General features: G+C 65.1%; 15 protein-coding genes. 6 read left to right on the top strand and 9 right to left on the bottom strand.

Features of this window, described 5'->3' with window-relative positions:
* Positions 1 to 552 (top strand): chemotaxis protein CheD (locus VIM95_RS18010; protein ID WP_331988493.1); only part of this gene is annotated, 552 nt, incomplete at its 5' end.
* Here the strand turns inward: VIM95_RS18010 and VIM95_RS18005 are convergent.
* Positions 490 to 1,377 (bottom strand): LysR family transcriptional regulator, encoded by an 888-nt coding sequence (locus tag VIM95_RS18005; RefSeq protein WP_331988491.1) that lies wholly within the window; start codon positions 1,375 to 1,377, stop codon positions 490 to 492. The genes VIM95_RS18010 and VIM95_RS18005 overlap by 63 nt on opposite strands.
* Positions 1,378 to 1,536: 159 nt before the next feature.
* On the opposite strand from VIM95_RS18005, the gene VIM95_RS18000 reads away from it, so the two are divergent.
* The 4 genes from VIM95_RS18000 to VIM95_RS17985 all read left to right on the top strand — a co-directional run bounded on the left by VIM95_RS18000 (position 1,537) and on the right by VIM95_RS17985 (position 3,823).
* A complete protein-coding gene (locus VIM95_RS18000) occupies positions 1,537 to 1,878 on the top strand; it encodes an FKBP-type peptidyl-prolyl cis-trans isomerase (RefSeq protein WP_331988489.1) in 342 nt (113 codons plus the stop codon).
* 169 nt (positions 1,879 to 2,047) lie between these two features.
* On the top strand, positions 2,048 to 2,299 hold the full coding sequence (locus tag VIM95_RS17995; protein WP_331988487.1) for a hypothetical protein: 252 nt from the start codon (positions 2,048 to 2,050) through the stop codon (positions 2,297 to 2,299).
* Between the two features lie 127 nt (positions 2,300 to 2,426).
* The gene (locus VIM95_RS17990) at positions 2,427 to 3,197 is read left to right on the top strand and encodes a substrate-binding periplasmic protein (protein ID WP_331988485.1); all 771 of its coding nucleotides are present in this window, start codon (positions 2,427 to 2,429) and stop codon (positions 3,195 to 3,197) included.
* Positions 3,198 to 3,313: 116 nt separating this feature from the next.
* A complete protein-coding gene (locus tag VIM95_RS17985) occupies positions 3,314 to 3,823 on the top strand; it encodes a DUF2846 domain-containing protein (protein WP_331988483.1) in 510 nt (169 codons plus the stop codon).
* 50 nt (positions 3,824 to 3,873) lie between these two features.
* Here VIM95_RS17985 and VIM95_RS17980 read toward each other — a convergent pair whose 3' ends face one another.
* Together VIM95_RS17980 and VIM95_RS17975 are read right to left on the bottom strand one after the other, a co-directional pair.
* Complete coding sequence (locus VIM95_RS17980; protein WP_331988481.1) at positions 3,874 to 5,205, bottom strand: DUF1501 domain-containing protein; 1,332 nt, start codon at positions 5,203 to 5,205, stop codon at positions 3,874 to 3,876.
* A gap of 1 nt (position 5,206) precedes the next feature.
* Positions 5,207 to 6,802: a DUF1800 domain-containing protein gene (locus tag VIM95_RS17975; RefSeq protein WP_331988479.1), complete on the bottom strand. Its 1,596-nt coding sequence runs from the start codon at positions 6,800 to 6,802 to the stop codon at positions 5,207 to 5,209.
* Between the two features lie 475 nt (positions 6,803 to 7,277).
* Between VIM95_RS17975 and VIM95_RS17970 the strand changes: the two genes are divergently transcribed.
* Entirely contained in the window at positions 7,278 to 7,745 is a 468-nt protein-coding gene (locus VIM95_RS17970; protein ID WP_331988477.1) for a GNAT family N-acetyltransferase, read from the top strand.
* A 60-nt stretch (positions 7,746 to 7,805) separates the two neighbouring features.
* Here the strand turns inward: VIM95_RS17970 and VIM95_RS17965 are convergent, their stop codons facing one another.
* From VIM95_RS17965 to VIM95_RS17940, 6 genes are all read right to left on the bottom strand, one after another.
* The gene (locus tag VIM95_RS17965) at positions 7,806 to 10,844 is read right to left on the bottom strand and encodes a sensor histidine kinase (protein WP_331988475.1); all 3,039 of its coding nucleotides are present in this window, start codon (positions 10,842 to 10,844) and stop codon (positions 7,806 to 7,808) included.
* A 422-nt stretch (positions 10,845 to 11,266) separates the two neighbouring features.
* Entirely contained in the window at positions 11,267 to 14,404 is a 3,138-nt protein-coding gene (locus VIM95_RS17960; protein WP_331988473.1) for an efflux RND transporter permease subunit, read from the bottom strand.
* Complete coding sequence (locus VIM95_RS17955; protein WP_331988471.1) at positions 14,401 to 15,648, bottom strand: efflux RND transporter periplasmic adaptor subunit; 1,248 nt, start codon at positions 15,646 to 15,648, stop codon at positions 14,401 to 14,403. The genes VIM95_RS17960 and VIM95_RS17955 overlap by 4 nt, the downstream gene beginning before the upstream one ends.
* On the bottom strand, positions 15,645 to 16,895 hold the full coding sequence (locus VIM95_RS17950; RefSeq protein ID WP_331988467.1) for a TolC family protein: 1,251 nt from the start codon (positions 16,893 to 16,895) through the stop codon (positions 15,645 to 15,647). Before VIM95_RS17950 ends, VIM95_RS17955 begins: the two co-directional genes overlap by 4 nt.
* 96 nt (positions 16,896 to 16,991) lie before the next feature.
* Positions 16,992 to 17,354 carry a hypothetical protein gene (locus VIM95_RS17945; protein WP_331988465.1) on the bottom strand — a complete coding sequence of 121 codons (363 nt, stop codon included), beginning with the start codon at positions 17,352 to 17,354 and terminating at the stop codon, positions 16,992 to 16,994.
* A 100-nt stretch (positions 17,355 to 17,454) separates the two neighbouring features.
* On the bottom strand, positions 17,455 to 17,938 hold a 484-nt coding region (locus VIM95_RS17940), incomplete at its 5' end, for an alpha/beta hydrolase (protein ID WP_331988463.1).

Here is a 17,938-nt window from a genome sequence, read left to right as displayed (position 1 = left end):
CCACCCACCCGCCTGGTCCAGTCCGGCCAGCACCACGCAACCCGCGAGCCGGCCCAGCTGATAACCGTGCTGGGTTCCTGCGTGGCCACCTGCCTGTACGACCCGGTGGCCGGCGTAGCCGGTATGAACCACTTCCTGCTGCCGGGCAGTGCCCCCAAGCCACAGCCGGGTATGATGCCCGGCCACTATGGCGCCACCGCCACGCAGAGTCTGATCGACGCCATGCTGGCGCAGGGTGCAAAGCGCCACCGGCTGGAAGCACACGTGTTCGGTGGCGCCGGGGTGCTGGCAGGCTTGTCCGACAGCCAGCGGGTAGGGCAGCGCAATGCCGACTTTATCCTGGCCTACCTGGCCGAGGCCGGCATACCGCTGCACCAGCAGGACCTGGGCGGCAAGCAGGCGCGCATGCTGCGCTTCAACAGCCAGGATGGCAGCGCCAGCGTGCGTTATATCGAGGCACAGAACCAGGCCCTTGCGCTCCCCGACCATTCAGCCCTCGGGGGCCCCGCAGCTACCCACCGTCTCGATCCACTTACGGGCAGCGGGCGATAGCGCAGCGTACTTGAGCCAGCCGAATGCCACCCGCCACTCGATCTCCGGCTCCACCAGCTTGCAAACCGCAAACTCATAGCGGTCCAGATGCGTAAGCTCCGACCCGGGCAGGAATGCCACCCCCACCCCGGCGCGCACCATCTCAACGATCAAGCCGATCTGCCCACTGCGGCCGGCGACGTGGGGCTTGAAGCCCGCCTGTGCACAGGCCGCCATGATGCGGTCATTGGCCACATAGGACGAGGTGAACAGAATCAACGACTCGTCCTCCAGATCGCGCATGGGTACTTCCGGGTAGCGCGCCCAGCGCGAGCGGGCAGGCGCCAGCAGCATCAGCTGGTCGTCGAGTGCCGGGCAACTGTCAAAGCGGGTGCGGTCTATGGGCACCACCATGGCGCCAACCTCCAGCTCACCATTGATCAGCTTCTCCTCGATGGCGTGCGTACCCTCCTCGAACAAGCGAATATCCACCCCGGGATAGCGCTGCTTGAACTGGCTGATCAAGGCCACGAAGTAGCGCGGCCCGAGCGGCAATATGCCGATATGCAGCTCACCCTGGGTGACCTCGTTGAGGTCGCTGATTTCGCGCTCCATCTGCTGCATCTCGGCCAGGATGGCCTCGGCATGCACCAGCAGCAGCCGGCCGGCGCTGGTAAGGCTGACCTTGCGCGTGCTGCGTATGAACAGGGGGTGGCCGAACTTCTCCTCCAGCTGGCGCAAGAGCTTGCTGACCGTGGGCTGGGTCACGTGCAGCTTGTCGGCGGTCACGGTAAAGCTGCCGGTCTGCGCCAGGGTCACAAAGGCGCGCAGGGCGCGTAGTTCCATGCTGTCTTCCCATTGCCAGCCATCCATCGCGCCCCGCGGGCGCAACAGGCTTCAGCTACGTTATAGCTGCCACGCCGGCACCGCCTACTTGGGGATTTGCCCCGGCCCTGTCAAAGTAGCGGCTTGAGCAACAGGTTTGACGTTTTACGGAACAAGGCAATGAACAACGAGCTGCAAATCACTGATATTGAACTGGGTACCGGCAAGGAAGTCGTCAAGGGCGCCCTCATCACCACCCAGTACCGTGGCTGGCTGGAAGACGGTACCGAGTTCGACTCCTCCTACGCCAAGGGCAAGCCCTTCCAGTGCGTCATCGGCTCGGGCCGGGTGATCAAGGGCTGGGACCAGGGCCTGATGGGCATGAAGGTCGGCGGCAAGCGCAAGCTCTATGTCCCCGCCCACCTGGCCTATGGTGAGCGGCAGATCGGCAAGCATATCCAACCAAACTCGAACCTCGTGTTCGAGATTGAGCTGTTGGAAGTGCTGACGCGGGATGATTGAGTACACACTGGCGCTGATCAGAATACTCTCACGAGCCATGAGAAAAAGAGCGGTCCTACTAAGTCTCGCGTTCATAACCTTGCTGTTCACGCTCTCCAGCTGCATTAGCGAAGATGCAGGCGAAGCGAGAAGCTGGGAGTCTCTGTCCCTCGCCGGTAAGCGATTGGAGTTGATCGACGACGAACGGATCGAAACCTACGCACTGGCAAAGGAAGGATGGGCCAGCACGGTCATCGGATATCGCCATGGCGCTGTAACCGGCCCGGTTATGTACTGGAAGATCGCCGATGGGAACCTTCTCTTATCCGAAAGCCACGATTTTGACACCATCGAGGCCATACCCCCACCCCGGGTAAGTGGCGCGATCCTGACAGTCAGACGAGGATTGTTTGAAACCGAAAAATTCAGGTTGAGTAACTAGCCCGTCTAACTCTCCAGCCACAAAGTACAGCACCACGGGCCTCTCTCGACCAGCCAGCTCTATCGCACCTTGTAGCCACCCTGCCCCCCAGCTATACCTGCAAACACACGCTCTGGCTGCGCCCTACATGCCCCTGCCCCGTCTACTGCTGCTCCCCTGCCTGCTGCTGGCGACCCTGCCGGCAAGTACCCTGGCCGCCAGTACACCCACCGCCGCGCCAGCGCCACTCAGGCTGGTCGCCAACTACTGGGAGCCCTATACCGGCGAGAACCTGCCGGCGCAGGGCCTGGCGAGCGAATTGGTGAGTACCGCGCTGGCGCGGGCGGGTTATGAGAGCCGCATCGCCATCATGCCCTGGCCACGCGCCTTGGCGATGGCCTACCAGGGTGGTGCCGATGGAGTGGTGGCAATCTGGGCCACCCAGGAGCGGCGCGACAAGCTGCAATTGAGCGAGGCCTACTACAGCAACCGCATGGTGTTCTTGCACCTCAAGGGGGCGGCGGTGGCCACCGGCAGCCTGGATGAGCTCAAGGGCCTGCATATCGGCGTAGGCCGGGGTTACGAGTACAGCGACAACTTCAAGTCGCAAGCGAGTCTGCTGCTGGAACCCACCGACAGCGTGTTGCAAAACCTGCGCAAACTCGCTGCCAAGCGCCTGGACCTGGTACTGGAGGATCGGCAGATCGCCCAGTACAACCTCGGCCTGTATAGCGCCCAGCTACCCGAGCTGGGCGCCATAGAAGTGGGTGACAAGGCCTTCTTCACCCTGCCGCTCTACTTTGGTGTGAGCCGCAAAAGGCCGGATGCGGCGCAACTGATAGCCCGCTTCAATGCCAGCCTTGCGGCCATGAAGGCCGACGGCAGCTACGAGCGCATCATCAAGAAGCACTCCCACTAGCGCCTGACGCGCTGTGCCATCTACCTCGCCTATCCTGTACCATGCCGCGCCCCAAACCTGGGACAGCCGTCCCGGTTCCGGCAACACCATCTACTAAACCGCGCGGAGGAACCGTCTTGATCAAAATCATCGTCGCCAGCACCCTGGCTCTCGTGTACCTGAGCGGCTGCGCCAGCTCGCGCGCCAGCGGCGTGCCTTATGCCGAGTACAAGGGCTACCCGCTCGAAGCCAACCCCACCCGTAGCCGGCTGGTGATCTATCGCCCCAGCGCCGGCATGATGACGGCGGCACGAGATACCCGCCTCAAGGTCAATGAACTGCCGGTGGGCAGCTGCCAGCCCGGAGGCTTTATCGTCAGCAGCCACGTTCCCGGTACCCAGGTACTGGCAGCCGATCTGGCCGACAGCCCCGGCGCCTGCAAGGTGACGCTGGAGACCGAGGCCGGCAAGGAGTACTTTTTCGAGGTACGTCCCCGCTCCGAGGCCATCACCAGCGGGCTGATGCTGGGCGTACTGGGGCAGGCCCTCGAATCGTCCGGCAAGGTCTGTGGCGGTGCCTTCTCCATCGAGCAGGTCGATGCCCAGACCGCCGCTAATGCGCTGAGCCAGCTGCGCTTCAGCGAGTAAGCTCGTAGGTGGAAGGCGCAAGGCCTTCCACCTATCCCGTGGCGACTGCGCTAACCGAAGTACCCCATATTGGTCTTGCTGAAGGCCGCCAGATTGGGGAAGACTTTGCCGAGGTCGCCCTCGCTCACGCCGTACCAGCGCGCCAGGGTGGCGCCGAGCTGGTCCACCGAGGTGGTGGGCAGCCAGCGGCCCTCGCTGGTCACGTCGTCCGGTCCCGCCAGTACCAGCTGCGGGAAGGTACCGTAGCTACCGCCCTTCACCGCCCCGCCAAATACCAGATGGTGGCCACCCCAGGCGTGGTCCGATCCGCCGCCCGATGCCGGCTGCAGGGTACGGGTGAAGTCCGATGCCGTGAAGGTGGTCACGTTATTGGCCACCCCCAGTTGCACCGTGGCGTCATAGAAGGCCTTGAGCGCCGGGCCGAGTTGCTTGAACAGGGCGTCCTGCCGGTTGAGCTGGTCGGCGTGGGTATCGAAGCCGCCCAGCGAGACAAAGAAGATATGCCGCGTGGCGCCGATGCTGTTGCGCGCCTCGATCATCTTGGCCACCTGCAGCAGCTGCTGCGCCAGGCTACCGGTCTGCCCGGCAAACAGCGAAGCCACGCTGGAAGTGCCGGTCAGCACCGGGTTGAGGCTGGCGCTGGCCGAGAGGCCCTGCTGCATGACCTGGGCGGCGGCCGCCAGCTCGGCATTGCTGTTGCCGGCGGCCAGGAGCTGGGTATAGGCCTGGAAGGCCGGGTTGCTGGCAGGTGTATTGCCAAAGCCACGGATCACAAAGCTGCCGCTGGCCGGCACCGACAGGCTGGCGGTATTGGCTCCGGCGCCAAACAGCGCATTGCCCGCTACCGACACCACCGGCGGCACGGCGGCCGAGCCCTGCAGGTCGGCGATACGGCCGGCCCAGCCGGTGGCCGAGGGCTGGTTGTAGACCGCGCTCTGCCATTGCAGCTGCTGGTCGGAATGCGAAAACAGATTGAGCGGCCGGCTGGCGAGGCTCGCCAGGTAGTCGGCCTTGCTCATGGGCTTGAGCAGGGTGCCCACATTGAACTGCAGTGCCAGCTTGCCCTGGTTCCAGATATCGGCCAGCGCGGCGAGCGAGGGGTGCAGGCCGAAGTTGCTGCCATTGAGCGGGGTGAGGCTGGCCTGCGCCAAGGCAAGGCTGCCGCGCGCCGTCTGGTAGGCGGCGTAGCCGGCACTGTCGGTGGGCACCAGCATATTGTTGCTGTCGTTGCCGCCGTATAGGAAGACGCACACCAGGGCGCGGTAGTCGCCCCCCGTGAGCGGTGCGGCCAGGGCTTGCAGCCAGGCGGTCTGGCTACTCAGCGCCAGGCCACCCAGACCACCCAGAAAGCGACGACGGGACCACAAGGTATCGGGCTTCATGTCAGTGCTCCACGCTGTATTCGGGGGAAATCGCCACCATGAAGAGCGCGGTACGCGCCCGTCCCAGCGTATTGCTCACCGGCTGGGCCTGGATGGCCTGGTAGACGGCCGTCTGCAGCGCCGCGCTCATGGTGCCGCCCAGCAGCACCCGGTTGAGCTCGGCCACCAGGGCCGAAGGGTTGGCCGCCAGGGTCTGCCAGCGCGTGAGGTCGATGCGCGTGCCGGTGGCGCCCGGCACATCCTTGGCTGGCGCAACGCCCGTGGTACTGAGCACGGTATTGAAGAAGCCGGTGCGGTTGAAGGCGGTGGAGGCACCGTAGATGCCAAACGGTGGGCCCTTGAGGCTGGGGTTGCCGGGCAGCGCGGCATTGGGGGTGTAGAAGTTGAACACCGAGGGCGGGTCGAACACCGGCTGCTGCATATCGGACGCAGCCTGCCGCAGATAGACCCCGTCGCTGCTGCCGCCCAGTGCACGCATAAAGTGGGTGATCTGCAAGATGGGCTCGCGCAGCTTGCCAAAGTTGCCGTCGCTCGCCGCCTGGGCCTCGGGGTCAAGCAGGATGGCGCGCAGCACCGCCTTCATATCGCCGCGCTTGCCCTGGGCATTGTGGTTGAAGGCCGCCGCCACCCGCGCCACATAGGCCGGGCTGGGGTTGCTGGTCACCAGTTGCTGGATCAGTTGGCGGCCGATAAAGGGGCCGACATTGGGATGATTGAAGAGGTTGTCGATGGCCGCGTCGAGATCCTGCTGCGGGCCCTGCCCGGCCGGCAGGGTCACCCCGCTCAAAAGCTGCTTGCTGCCATCGTCGTGATGGTCGGCAAAGGCCAGCATCACCCCGTCGTAGTTCTTGCGGCCGGGGAAGCGCGGGTTCTCGCCAGGGCGCGGCGCATAGGCCCAGCCGGTAAAGACATGGGCGAAGCCTTCCACCGTATCCTGGCTATAGCTGGGCTGGGGCTTGCCGTCGCTGCCCAGTTTCGGGGTACCGTCGGCATTGAGCTGGGTCAGGCCGATGCTGAAGAGCTGCATCACCTCGCGGGCGTAATTTTCATTCGGCTCGCTGCCCTTTTTGGGGTTGGGCTTGTCGTTGTTGACCATGTCGAGGTAGTCGCCCATGGCCGGGCTCAGCGTCACCGCGTAGAGAATGTCGCGGTAGTTGCCGAAGGCGTTGTCCAGAAAGATGCGCTGGTAATTGGCCATCGCATAGGGCTGGCGGATGGTATCGCCCGAGGTGACCAGTATCTCGCTCAGTGCCAGCGCCACGCGCTGCCGCAATTGGTCGTCCGCCGTCAGCGCATTGCGAAAGAAGCGCGTCTGCAAGGGGAAGAGGCTGTAGTTGTCGCGCTTGCAGGTAGCCGGCGAGCCATCCGGGCAACCAACCGAGGGGTTGGGGTCCATGTAGCTGAAGCCATTGTAGCCGGCAGACTGCTTGGCAAACTGCAGCTCCAGCCAGCCGGCCCGGTCATAGTGCTGGGCCTCCTGCACGCTACCCTCGGTCGGCCCGAAACTGGTCTGGCCCAGAAAGCGCCGCGCTTCCGGCTCGCTCATCAAGGGTGCCGCACCGGCCGTCGCGGCCAGGATGGAGAGGGCCAGAGGCACTACCCACCTCGAACTGCTTCGTTGCACAAGTTTCATCGCTGGCTCCTGAGTGTTTCCTTACGGAAATACGGCCGGGCTGCTTATGACGTTGGCCTGAAACGCATCATCCGCGCATCCTGTTTCCATTCAACCTTCGGAAACATTTATTTGCAGAAATCGCAGCTTTGCCCATGAAGTTCGGAAACTTTTCCAGCTCGCCGACGTCTGCCACTTTTCTCACCGACAAGCCTCAATAACTTCGTCGCTGCGCGGCCGTCCGTCGGTCAGCTGTGGATAAATCCAGCGTATCTCCTCATTTATAAGCCCAAGCAGCCCCACCCTCCGGCGGCAAGCCGCATCTGGCCTATGATTGAGCCATGCACCACTTTGGTGACTTTATATGCTTACGTCCTAATCACGGAACGAGTTTGTCGGATAAACTTACAGTTGCGCAAACCCATATTCATACAAGGCAGTTAAGCTTCGCTGCCCATTTATGTTCAAACATGCCATCAGACCAGCCTTTTTGCTGGATATCCCTGCCCTGCTCTACCTCTATACGCAGTTCGACAGCGAGCCCCAGCCCATCGTTGAGCCGCATGCCGCCATGCTGCAGTTCGAGCGCATCAAGAATATGGGCGAGGTGCTGGTGGCCGAGGCCGACGGCCAGATCGTGGGCTGCTGCAGCCTGTATATCTGCAGCTCGCTCCTACATGGCGCGCGTCCCTTTGGCCTGATCGAGCATGTGGTGGTAGACCCCGGCCACCGCCGCCAGGGCATGGGTCGGGCGCTGCTGCAGGAAGCCCTGCAGATCGCCGCCTCGCGCAACTGCTATACCGTCATGCTGTCCAGCTCCTCGCTGCGCAGCGAGGAGCATGCCTTCTACGCTGCCTGCGGCTTTGACGCCGATCTGCAGGGCTTTCAGCGCAAGCTGAAGAAAAGCGGTCAACTCCCCGCTGGCTGACCTCCCCAACCCGGCGCTGGTGCGAAAAGCACATCAACAGGCGCCAAGCCGCTGCCTGCATCAGGCATCGTCATGTTCCCGCGTACGGGCCAGCCTGGGCAGGCCCAACGGGAAGCGCCGCTTGCCGGCATGGACCCGCGACTTGCGCAGGGTCAGCCTTACCACGGTGCCCTCGCCGGCCACGCTCTCGATCTGCAGCTCGCCACCTATCTTCTGCGCACGCTCGCGCATGCCCGGCAGGCCCCAATGCCCCTCGCGCTTGCCACCGTCCCTGGCCAGGCCGGCTATGCCGCAGCCGTCATCACGTACCTCCGCCACCAGGCTGCGGGCATCAAACTGCAAGCGCAGCGTGATCACACTGGCCCGCGCATGCACGGCCGCGTTGGTCAGCGCCTCGCGCAGGATCACGTAGGCTTCGGCGGCGATCGGTACCTGTAGCGGCCAGTTCGTCCCCTCTTCATCAAACACCATGGGCACACCGTATTGCTGCGCCAGCTCCTGCACCAGGGCCTGCAAGGCACAGGGCAGATCGCCCTTGAGCTCGCCACCATCGCGCAGCTCGGCCACCTGGTCACGGCCTTCGCTCAACAAGTTGGTGGCGTATTCCAGCGAGGTGTCGATGATCTTGATACCGCGCTGCCTGTCTTCGGCCTGGATGGCATCCATCCCTGCCTGCACCTTGAGGATCAAACCTTGCACCCCTTGCAGCAGCGTGTCGTGCAGCGCACGGGCAATCCGGTCGCGTTCCTGCTGGCGCTCAACCATGCGCTCGCGCAGGCGGGCCGTGAGCTGGCGCATGCGCCAGAGGTAGAGCAAACCAGCCAGCAGCAGCAAGGCGCATACCCACAGCGCGGTAAACCAGCGGGTCTGCACAAAGGTGGGCGGCAGGGTGAAGGCCATGCTGGCGCCGGTCTTGTTCCACACCCCGTCCTCATTGGCGGCAAGAACCTGGAAGCGGTAGTCGCCCGGCGGCAGCTGGGTGTAGTAGGCCACCCGGCGGTTGCCCACGTCCTGCCAGTCGCGGTCATAGCCTTCCAGCCTGTATTTGAAGCGCAAGCGCTCAGGGATGGTCAGGCCCAGCGCGGTGAAGTTGATCTGCAAGCTGTCGGTATTGGGCGCCAGCTTGATATTGGGGCCCGGCACAAACGGCTGGTCGTCCGCCACCAGGCCGGTGATCTGCACCGGCACTACGTAGGGGTTGCGCGGCAGGTGGTTGGGGTCCAGCCAGCCTACTTCCCGCATGGTGGCGTACCACAGCCGGCCATCGCCGGCCTCTACCAAGGTAGGTGTAGGGCGCAGCTGGGCCGGGCGGCCGCTCAGGCCCTGTTCGTAGTCGATGCGCTCGAACTGTACTTCGGCGCCAGGCTGTGCCAGGGCTCTCTCTATTTCGGCGGTATCTATTCGCGCCATGCCTTCGTTACCGTTGAGCCATAGCTCGCCGCTGGCGCGCATGACGATGCCCGAGGTACCACGGAAGGCGGCCGGGTCGCGCGTACGCAGGGTGTGGAACTTGCCATCGCGGAACCAGGCCACGCCCTTCTCGCCGCCCAGCCATAGCACCCCGTCGCGCTCAAAGAAGCACAGTACCTTACCGAGCTGCAGGCCCTCCTTCTCGCCCAGGTGGCTGACCTTGCCCCCATCCTGCACAAAAACGTCGTTGCTGGGGTAGCCCATCCAGAGCCGCTGTTTGGCATCCACAAACAGCGAAAGTGGCGACTTGCCAGCGATGCCATCCTTGGGGTCCAGACGGCTCCACTGCCCCTTGCTCAGCTTATACACGCCGTGCTTCACCACCGAGGCCCACACCGTACCATCGGCCGCCGCGGCGATGCTCTGAACATTGCGGTGGTCGGCATCCTCCGGCAACGGCCAGGCGGTCTGCTTGCCTCGTTCAATCTGCCAGACCTGGCCGGTGCCACCGAACCAGTAGCTATCGTCATTTTGCTTGGCGGCAGTCGCCACCGGGCTGATCGCCACCTGCTGGTAGCTGCCGTCGGCACCGAGCTCCAGCGCGTCGCGGGCGCTGAAGCCGAACAACCAGACCTTGCCACCGGCCGCCGCCGTCACACCAGGGGTAAGAATGTCGGCGAAGCGCTCTACATGGGTGACCAGGTTGCGGCGCGCACGTATCACACCGTCGGTGGTGGTGAACCAGTAGTTGCCCTCCTTATCGATAAACGATTCCGCCAGCGAGCCGGAGAGGCCGGGGGAGGAACCATCCAGGCGGAACAGCGGCGCCGTGGCGCTGGCACTCGGCCATACCTCCACCGAGCCCACATAGAGCAGGACCAGGTTGCCATTGGGCAGGATGGCAAACTCGCCCAGCGTGCGGTTGGGCGGCATCTTGGGGTATTCAAACGACTTGCCGCGCCAATCGGTTGCGAACATGGTACGCGGCAGATCGGCCCGTACACGCGGCACGCCGGGTGCCTTGCTGTCGAAAAAGTATTGGTGGGCGATACGGTCGCCAACGGGGTGGTAGGCCGGCTCATTGCCAAAACGCCCGTAGACTGTATTGGTGCCACAGCGCAGCCAGCTGCCCCCCTCCTGGTCGAATTCGATCGAGTTCGTGAAACTGCAACCCTTGTCCGCTATCGGCACCAGCTGCCAGCGCTTACCCACCAGCTGCGCTATCCCACCTGTCGCCGCGACATGCAACACACCCGTGGGCGAGCGCTTGATCTCAAACAAGGCACCGGTAGGCAGGCCATTGGCATCACCATGGTGGGTGACCTTGCCACCGTCGAACTCGTCCACCCCACCAAAGAGGTAGCCTACCCAGAGCTTGTTGCCCTCGGCCAGGATCTTGGTAATGGCATCGGACTGCAGCGGCTGGCCCTGTACCGCCGTGACCCGCTCAAAGCGCGCACCATCAAAACGGTAGAGGCCGGATTCGCCGGCGAACCACAGCCAACCGTCCTCGGTCTGTGCCACCGAGATCGCCTTCTCAGGCGCACCCTCGCGCTGGTGCCAGACGGTGTATTGGTAGGTGGAGAGGCTGAACTTGCCCGCGGTTTCTTCCCCGGCAGCCAGGGTCAGCGTGGTAAAGGCAATCAGGCAGGCCTGCGCAAGCAGGCGTGAGAAAACAGAGCGGCACATGAACCAGGACCTCTGCAACAAAAGCAGGCGTACACCCCACCCAGATTGATCTACTTGCTCCAAGGCGGAGCAAGGCAAGCGGGCGTAGTGCTGAGGGAAGCGCTGCAAAAATATCGGGATGGATGTCGGCACGCCTCTTGGACGGACGGCCAGTCCGTCCTGCGGGAGCGGTTCCTTGCAGACCATCCCGTCGAGCCGCCGTCGCGGCCCCGATACTTTTGCGGAGCGTCCCTAGGTCAGTCGGCCCCAGCAGGCTTGCAGGACATTGGTCATCGATCAGGCTGCAAACCAAGCTGTAGGCGGATTGTGCGGCATTGCACACCTACACGACAACAACCTTTGGTATAGCTTCCGACAGTCGTCTCACTTGGCGCAACAGCGTGGGGTAACCAGACCAGGTAGAGCCTGGCCACCCCTCCTGCTTACACAGGCGAATGCTGGCGTCTGCCACCGCGCAGCAGGCGGTAGGCAGCGGGTATCACCAGCATGGACAAGAGCGGTGCCGTCACCATGCCGCCCACCATGGGTGCGGCAATACGGCTCATCACTTCTGATCCGGTCCCGCTGCCCAAGAGTATGGGCAGCAACCCCGCCAAAATCACCGCCACCGTCATGGCCTTGGGCCGCACACGCTGCACGGCCCCCTGCCGTATGGCCACATCCAGCTTCTCTCCCTGAGGCACCGCCCCCTCCCCCGCCAGCTCGGTTGAAGCCTGCTTGAGGTAGAGCAGCATCACCACGCCAAACTCGGCCGCCACGCCGGCCAGCGCAATAAAGCCCACGCCCGATGCCACCGAGAGGTGGTAGCCCAAGAGGTAGAGGAACCAGACACCTCCCGTCAACGCCAGCGGCAAGGTGGCCATGATCAGGGCGGCTTCATCCAGCCGGCGGAAGGTCAGGTAGAGCAGCAGGAAGATGATGCCCAGGGTGGCCGGCACCACCAGCTTGAGCCGGGCGGTAGCACGTTCCAGGAACTCGAACTGGCCAGAGTAGCTCAGGCTCATGCCCGGCTGCAGTACCACCTCGCGGCCGACGGCAGCACGCAGGTCCGCCACCACCGAGGCCAGATCCCGCCCGCGCACGTCGATATAGACCCAGCCTGAGGGTCGGGCATTTTCGCTCTTGAGCATGGGTGGCCCCTCGCTTACCCGGATCTGCGCCACCGTGCCCAGGGTGATCTGCGCACCGGCAGGCGTCACAAAGGGCAGCGCACGCAAGCCATCGAGCGAATCACGCAGCTCGCGCGGGTAGCGCACATTGATGGGAAAGCGCGCCAGCCCTTCCACCGTCTCGCCTACATTGTCGCCACCGATGGCACTGGCCACCACCGACTGCACGTCGGCCACATTGAGGCCGTAGCGACCGGCAGTGGCACGGTCTATCTGCACGTCCACATAGCGGCCTCCGGTCAGCCGCTCGGCCAGTGCCGAGCTCACGCCCGGCACCGTCTTGGCGACCGTCGCCACGCGCTGCGCCACCTGGTCTATGGCTGCCAGATCGCTACCGGCCACCTTGACCCCGATCGGACTCTTGATGCCGGTGGCCAGCATATCGATACGGTTGCGTATGGGCGGCACCCAGACATTGGCCAGGCCGGGCAGCTTGACCACGCGGTCCAATTCCTCCACCAGCTTCTCCGGCGTCATGCCCGGCCGCCATTGATCATGGGGCTTGAAGCGTATCGTGGTCTCGAACATCTCCAGCGGTGCCGGGTCGGTCGCGGTCTCGGCCCGGCCAGCCTTGCCGAACACGGTCTCGACTTCGGGCACGGTCTTGATCAGCCTGTCGGTCTGCTGCAACAGTTCCCCCGCCTTGGCTGCCGACAGCCCGGGCAGGGCCGAGGGCATATAGAGCAGGTCGCCTTCATCAAGCGGTGGCATGAACTCGCCGCCCAGCCGTACCATGGGCCAGGCGGTAGTGGCAAAGGCCAGCACCGCCAGTAGCAAGGTGGTCTTGGGCCAGCGCAGTACCCGCTCCAGCCAGGGGCGGTACAGGGCGATCAGGCCACGGTTGAGCGGGTTGGTCTGCTCCGCCGGTATGCGGCCACGTATCCAGTATCCCATCAGCACCGGCACCAGGGTCACGCTCAGGCCGGCGGCGGCGGCCATGGCGTAGGTCTTGGTAAAGGCCAAGGGGCCAAACAGTCGGCCCTCCTGCGCCTCCAGGGTAAAGACCGGCACAAAGCTCAGGGTAATGATCAAGAGGCTGAAAAACAGTGCGGGCCCGACCTCTGCCGCCGCCTCGGTCATCACCTGCCAGTGCACCGCACCCACCAGCCGCTCTCCGGGGTGCTGCGCCTGCCAATGTTCCACATGCTTGTGGGCGTTCTCTATCATCACCACCGCCGCGTCCACCATGGCGCCAATGGCGATGGCAATGCCACCCAGGCTCATGATGTTGGCGTTCACTCCCTGGTAGTGCATCACTACAAAGGCGGCGAGCACCCCCAGCGGCAGCGCCACGATGGCGACCAGGGCCGAGCGCAGATGCCACAGAAAGAGCGCGCAGACCACGGCCACCACCAGGAACTCCTCGACCAGCTTGTGGCTGAGGTTGTCTACCGCCCTGTCGATCAGCTTGCTGCGGTCGTAGGTGGGGATGATCTCCACCCCCTTGGGCAGGCTGCGCTTGAGTTCGTCCAACCGCTGACTGACGGTGGTGATGGCATCGCGCGCATTGCGGCCCGAGCGCAGTATCACCACCCCGCCTGCCACCTCACCCTCGCCATTGAGCTCGGCAATGCCGCGCCGCGCCTCTGGGCCGAGCTGCACCGTGGCCACTTCGCCCAGCCGTACCGGCACGCCGGCCACGGTCTTGAGCGGTATGGCGCGAAAGTCGTCCAGGCTCTTGAGGTAGCCGCCGGCACGCACCATGTATTCGGCCTCGGCGAGCTGCAGCACCGCGCCGCCAGCCTCCTGGTTGGCCGCCTGGATGGCTGCTACCACCTGCTGGTGGGTTACGCCATAGGCCACCAGCTTGGCCGGGTCCAGCACCACCTGGTACTGCTTGACCATGCCGCCCAGGGTGGCCACCTCGGCCACGCCGGGCAGGCTCTTGAGCTCGGCCTTGAGAAACCAGTCCTGCATCGCCCGAAGCTGCGCCAGGTCGTGCTGGCCGGTCCGGTCGACCAGGGCGTACTCGTAGACCCAGCCCACCCCGGTCGCATCCGGCCCCAGCGTGGCCTTGGCGCCCGCCGGCAGTCGCCCCTGCACCTGGCTCAGGTACTCCAGCACGCGCGAACGCGCCCAATAGAGATCGGTACCATCCTCGAACAACACGTAGACGTAGCTATCGCCAAAGAAGGAAAAACCGCGCACCGTCTTGGCCCCCGGCACTGACAGCATGGTGGTGGTGAGCGGATAGGTGACCTGGTTCTCGACGATCTGCGGCGCCTGGCCAGGGTAGCTGGTACGGATGATGACCTGCACATCGCTCAGGTCGGGCAGCGCATCGAGCGGAGTTGTCCGCAGCGCCCACAGGCCCCAGCCGGCCAGCAGCAGGCTGGCGAGCAGCACCAAGAAGCGGTTGGCCACCGACCAACGGATCAACTTGGCGATCATGGCTGGGCCTCCGTCGCGGCATCCGCCAACGGCGGCGCGGTGATGCCGCTCAAGCTGGCTTCAGAGTCGAGCAGGAACTGCCCGGATGCCACCACTCGTTGGCCCTCAGCGAGACCACCCAGCACGACAGTCTGTCCCGCGGCCTCTGCGCCCACCCGCACTTCCACCGGTCGGTAGCGGCCCTCAGCTTCGGCCAGCATGACCAGGGTGCGGCGGCCAGTGCGGATCAAGGCCTCGCTGGGCACCAGCAAGGCACTCTCGGCACGCTCCGCCACCAGGCTGACCTGCGCATACATGCCGGGCCGAAGCTTGCCGTCGCGGTTGCCGAGCTCAATGCGCACACGCAGGGTACGGCTCTCGGCATTGGCCTCGGGCAGTATCGCCACCACCCTGCCCCGCCTTACCTCGCCGGGAAAGGCTGCAAGATGGATGCTGGCCGCAGCGCCGGTACTGAGCTGTCCTGCCAATGCTTCCGGCACTGCCACATCCAGCCACACGCTGGCCAGGCTGCTGATCCTGGCCAGGGTCTGGCCGGTAGCGAGTGTCATGCCTGTGCGCAAATCCAGGGTCTGGATCACCCCGCCGGCCGGTGCCGTAAGGGTGATGACAGGCTGAGCCTCGCCTCGCTGCACCAACCGGGCAATCAACTCCGGCGGCATGCCCAGGAGCCGCAGGCGCTGGCGGGCGGCCTCCAGCAGCGCCGCATCGCCACTCCGCTGTAGGGCCAGGAACTCGGTCTGGGCGCCGGCCCAGTCAGGCACCAGCACATCCGCCAGCGGCGTCCCGGCCGCGACCGTGTCGCCCGGTGCATGCTGGTAGACCTTCTGTACAAAACCATTGGCGCGCGCCTGCAGCACGGTCACCTCGCGCTCGTTCCAGGCCAGGCTGCCTGCTGCCTCGACCGTTGCAGGCAAGCTGCCACGTTGTACCGTCGCCAGCCGCATACCCAGCCGTTGTGTCTGCTGGGGGTCCAGCTTCACCGCCGCAGTGCGTTCCCCGCCACCCTCATCGGCGTACTTGGGCACCAGCTGCATGTCCATGAAGGGGGATTTACCACCGCGGTCGAAGTGCTGGTTGGGCACCATGGGGTCGTACCAATACAGCGGCTTGCGTTCAACCTGGCTGGGGGCGACAGGCACCGCCATCTTTATCGCCTGACGCTGGGCCAGGCCGTAGCCGGCCGCCACGCCGGCGAGCGCCGTGCCGAGCGCCACGGCACTCCATCGCAAGGTGTGCTTGTTCATGGTGCTTCTCCGTAAGCAAAGTGAAGGCGCGCCGCCAAACGGGCGCGCTGGCTCTCGAGGTCTATTTCCTTGAGGCGGGCCTCGCCCAGTTCGCGGCGGGCGCTCAGTACCTCGTCCAGCGCCACCCTGCCGGCGCGGTAGCCCGCCAGCTGCAGCTCTGCCCGCTGCTGGGCCAGTGGCAGCGAGGTCTCGTGCTGGCGCGTGAGGGCGCTTTGCAGGCGGGCGTACTCGGCCAGGTCGCTGTCCAACGCTTGGCGGTGCTCACGCAACAGGGCTTCGCGCTCGGCATCCACGCGTGCCAGTTCGGCCTGCTTGGCGGCAATACGCGGCCCCTGCCGGCTGCCTTGCCACAGTGGCAGGTCCAGGCTGAACTGCACCGACACCATGTCGCCGTATTGCGGGTTGCGGCGCTGGTAGGCGAACTCCACCCCCCAGTCCGGCCGCCGGCCGGCCTCCGCCTCTTTGAGCTCAGCCTTGGTCTGGCTGGCCATCTGGCCCGCGACCGTCAGCTCCGGGTGCAGCATCAGGTGCTGGTGCAGCAGCTCGGCCTCTACCGGATAGGCCGGCGGCTCGCCCACGAGCGGGGCCTCGCCCTCGTCCCCCAGCCAGCGCCGCAGGGCTGCCACCGCAATACGTCGGTCACGCTCCAGCTCATCGCGACGCTCGGCCAGCGCGGCCGCCTCCTGGCGCGCCAGCAATGCCTCTGCGGCACCGGACCGCCCACCGGCCAACTGTGCCCGGCGGGCCTCTGCCAGCAGCTCGTTCTGCTGGGCCAGTTCGTCCAGGCGCGCGAGCTTCTGTTCCAGGTAGTAGCGTGCCAGCCAGGCATCCGCCACCTCGCGGCGCACGGTCAACCTCGCCAGCCCACGCTCGGCCTCGCTGCGGGCCACCGCTGCCTGGGCCGCCTCGCCGCGCGCCTGCCGCTTGGCGGCGTTGGGCAGCTCCTGGCTCAGACCGATCTTCTGCATGGTCATGAAGTCGCGGTTCAGCCGCCAGCGATCGGCGCCGGACACCGGCAGGTTGTCGACTCCGACCAGCAACTTGGGATCGGGCAAGGCACCGGCCGGGATGGCAGCGGCGCGGGCGGCCGCCACACCGGCAGCGCGGGCCGCCAACTCAGGGGCGTTACGTTCGGCGGCGTCCAGCGCTGCCGGGTAGCTCAACGGGGCAGCCTGCACCATGAACGGTACGGTCGCAAACAGCAGGGGCCAAAGGCGCCGCTGCTGCGGATAAGCAAGGGAAAACATGGTCCAACTCCGGTGTGCAGCACGCCACTGGCCACACGGGCAGCAGAAAGGCGTGCAGATGCCGGCCGCTCAAGCGGCCAGCGCGCTTTCAGGGAGTCAGACGGAGATGGGTGGCCGCCACACGCCGGTGGGGCCGGTGCTCGCCGCAAAGGGCTGGGCGGTGGGGATGCGGGGGGAAGTGTTCAATACCGGTGCAGCAGCAATCGCTACCACCGGCTGGGCCTGCGTGCCCGAGGGGCACTCCTGCCCGACCTTGCAGGGCTTGCCGGTCTTGGCCGCAGTAGCCGCGTCGGCACAGCAGTCCATCTTGCCCTCGGCCTGCGCCGTTGCCGACACGGTCGCCACCATCATCGCCTGCATGGGGCAAGGCTGCGCAGGCAGCGCCACACCGGCCCAGGCTGTGAACGGCAGGGTCAGCGCAAGCAGCAAGGTCAGCAGGGAGCGGTCAATTGGGGGCACGGGGTCTCGGACGGTACGGTTTGGGTTTGGTTCCAGAGACAATTATAGCGGCAGCCGGGGAGCGTGTTGCGCCCCTGCCCGACCGCCATCTGCGCCTAACTTAGAACTTGTCGACGTCGATCACCGCCTGGGCAAAGGCCTGCGGGGCCTCTTGCGGCAGGTTGTGGCCGATGCCGCCGCTGATCAAGCGGTGCTCGTACTTGCCGGTAAAGCGCTTGGCGTAGGCGCTGGGCTCGGGGTGCGGGGCGGCGTTGGCGTCGCCTTCCAGAGTAATGGTGGGTACTTTGATGGACGGGAAGGTGGCGAGCTGCTTCTCCAGCGCATCGTATTTGGCCTCGCCCTGCACCAGACCCAGGCGCCAGCGGTAATTGTGGATGGAGATGGCCACGTGGTCGGGGTTGTCGAAGGCCGCAGCCGAGCGGTTGAAGGTGGCGTCGTCGAATTTCCAGGTCGGCGAGGCCTGTTCCCAGATCAGCCGGGCAAAGTCGTGGGTGTACTGCTGGTAGCCAGCCTGGCCGCGCTCGGTGCTGAAGTAGAACTGGTACCACCATTGCAGCTCGCCCTTGGGCGGCAGCGGCTTGCGG

It is taken from the genome of Chitinimonas sp. (assembly GCF_036568685.1).
Taxonomy (GTDB): domain Bacteria; phylum Pseudomonadota; class Gammaproteobacteria; order Burkholderiales; family Chitinimonadaceae; genus Chitinimonas.
Note: the sequence above shows the minus strand (reverse complement) of the source record. Positions and strands in the feature narration are given on the sequence as shown.

Excerpts from the sequence above, each read along its gene's own strand:
- VIM95_RS18005 (WP_331988491.1), bottom strand. The coding sequence starts at position 1,377 with ATGGAACTACGCGCCCTGCGCGCCTTTGTGACCCTGGCGCAGACCGGC.
- VIM95_RS18000 (WP_331988489.1), top strand. The coding sequence starts at position 1,537 with ATGAACAACGAGCTGCAAATCACTGATATTGAACTGGGTACCGGCAAG.
- VIM95_RS17990 (WP_331988485.1), top strand. The coding sequence starts at position 2,427 with ATGCCCCTGCCCCGTCTACTGCTGCTCCCCTGCCTGCTGCTGGCGACC.
- VIM95_RS17980 (WP_331988481.1), bottom strand. The coding sequence starts at position 5,205 with ATGAAGCCCGATACCTTGTGGTCCCGTCGTCGCTTTCTGGGTGGTCTG.
- VIM95_RS17970 (WP_331988477.1), top strand. The coding sequence starts at position 7,278 with ATGTTCAAACATGCCATCAGACCAGCCTTTTTGCTGGATATCCCTGCC.
- VIM95_RS17965 (WP_331988475.1), bottom strand. The coding sequence starts at position 10,844 with ATGTGCCGCTCTGTTTTCTCACGCCTGCTTGCGCAGGCCTGCCTGATT.
- VIM95_RS17960 (WP_331988473.1), bottom strand. The coding sequence starts at position 14,404 with ATGATCGCCAAGTTGATCCGTTGGTCGGTGGCCAACCGCTTCTTGGTG.
- VIM95_RS17955 (WP_331988471.1), bottom strand. The coding sequence starts at position 15,648 with ATGAACAAGCACACCTTGCGATGGAGTGCCGTGGCGCTCGGCACGGCG.
- VIM95_RS17950 (WP_331988467.1), bottom strand. The coding sequence starts at position 16,895 with ATGTTTTCCCTTGCTTATCCGCAGCAGCGGCGCCTTTGGCCCCTGCTG.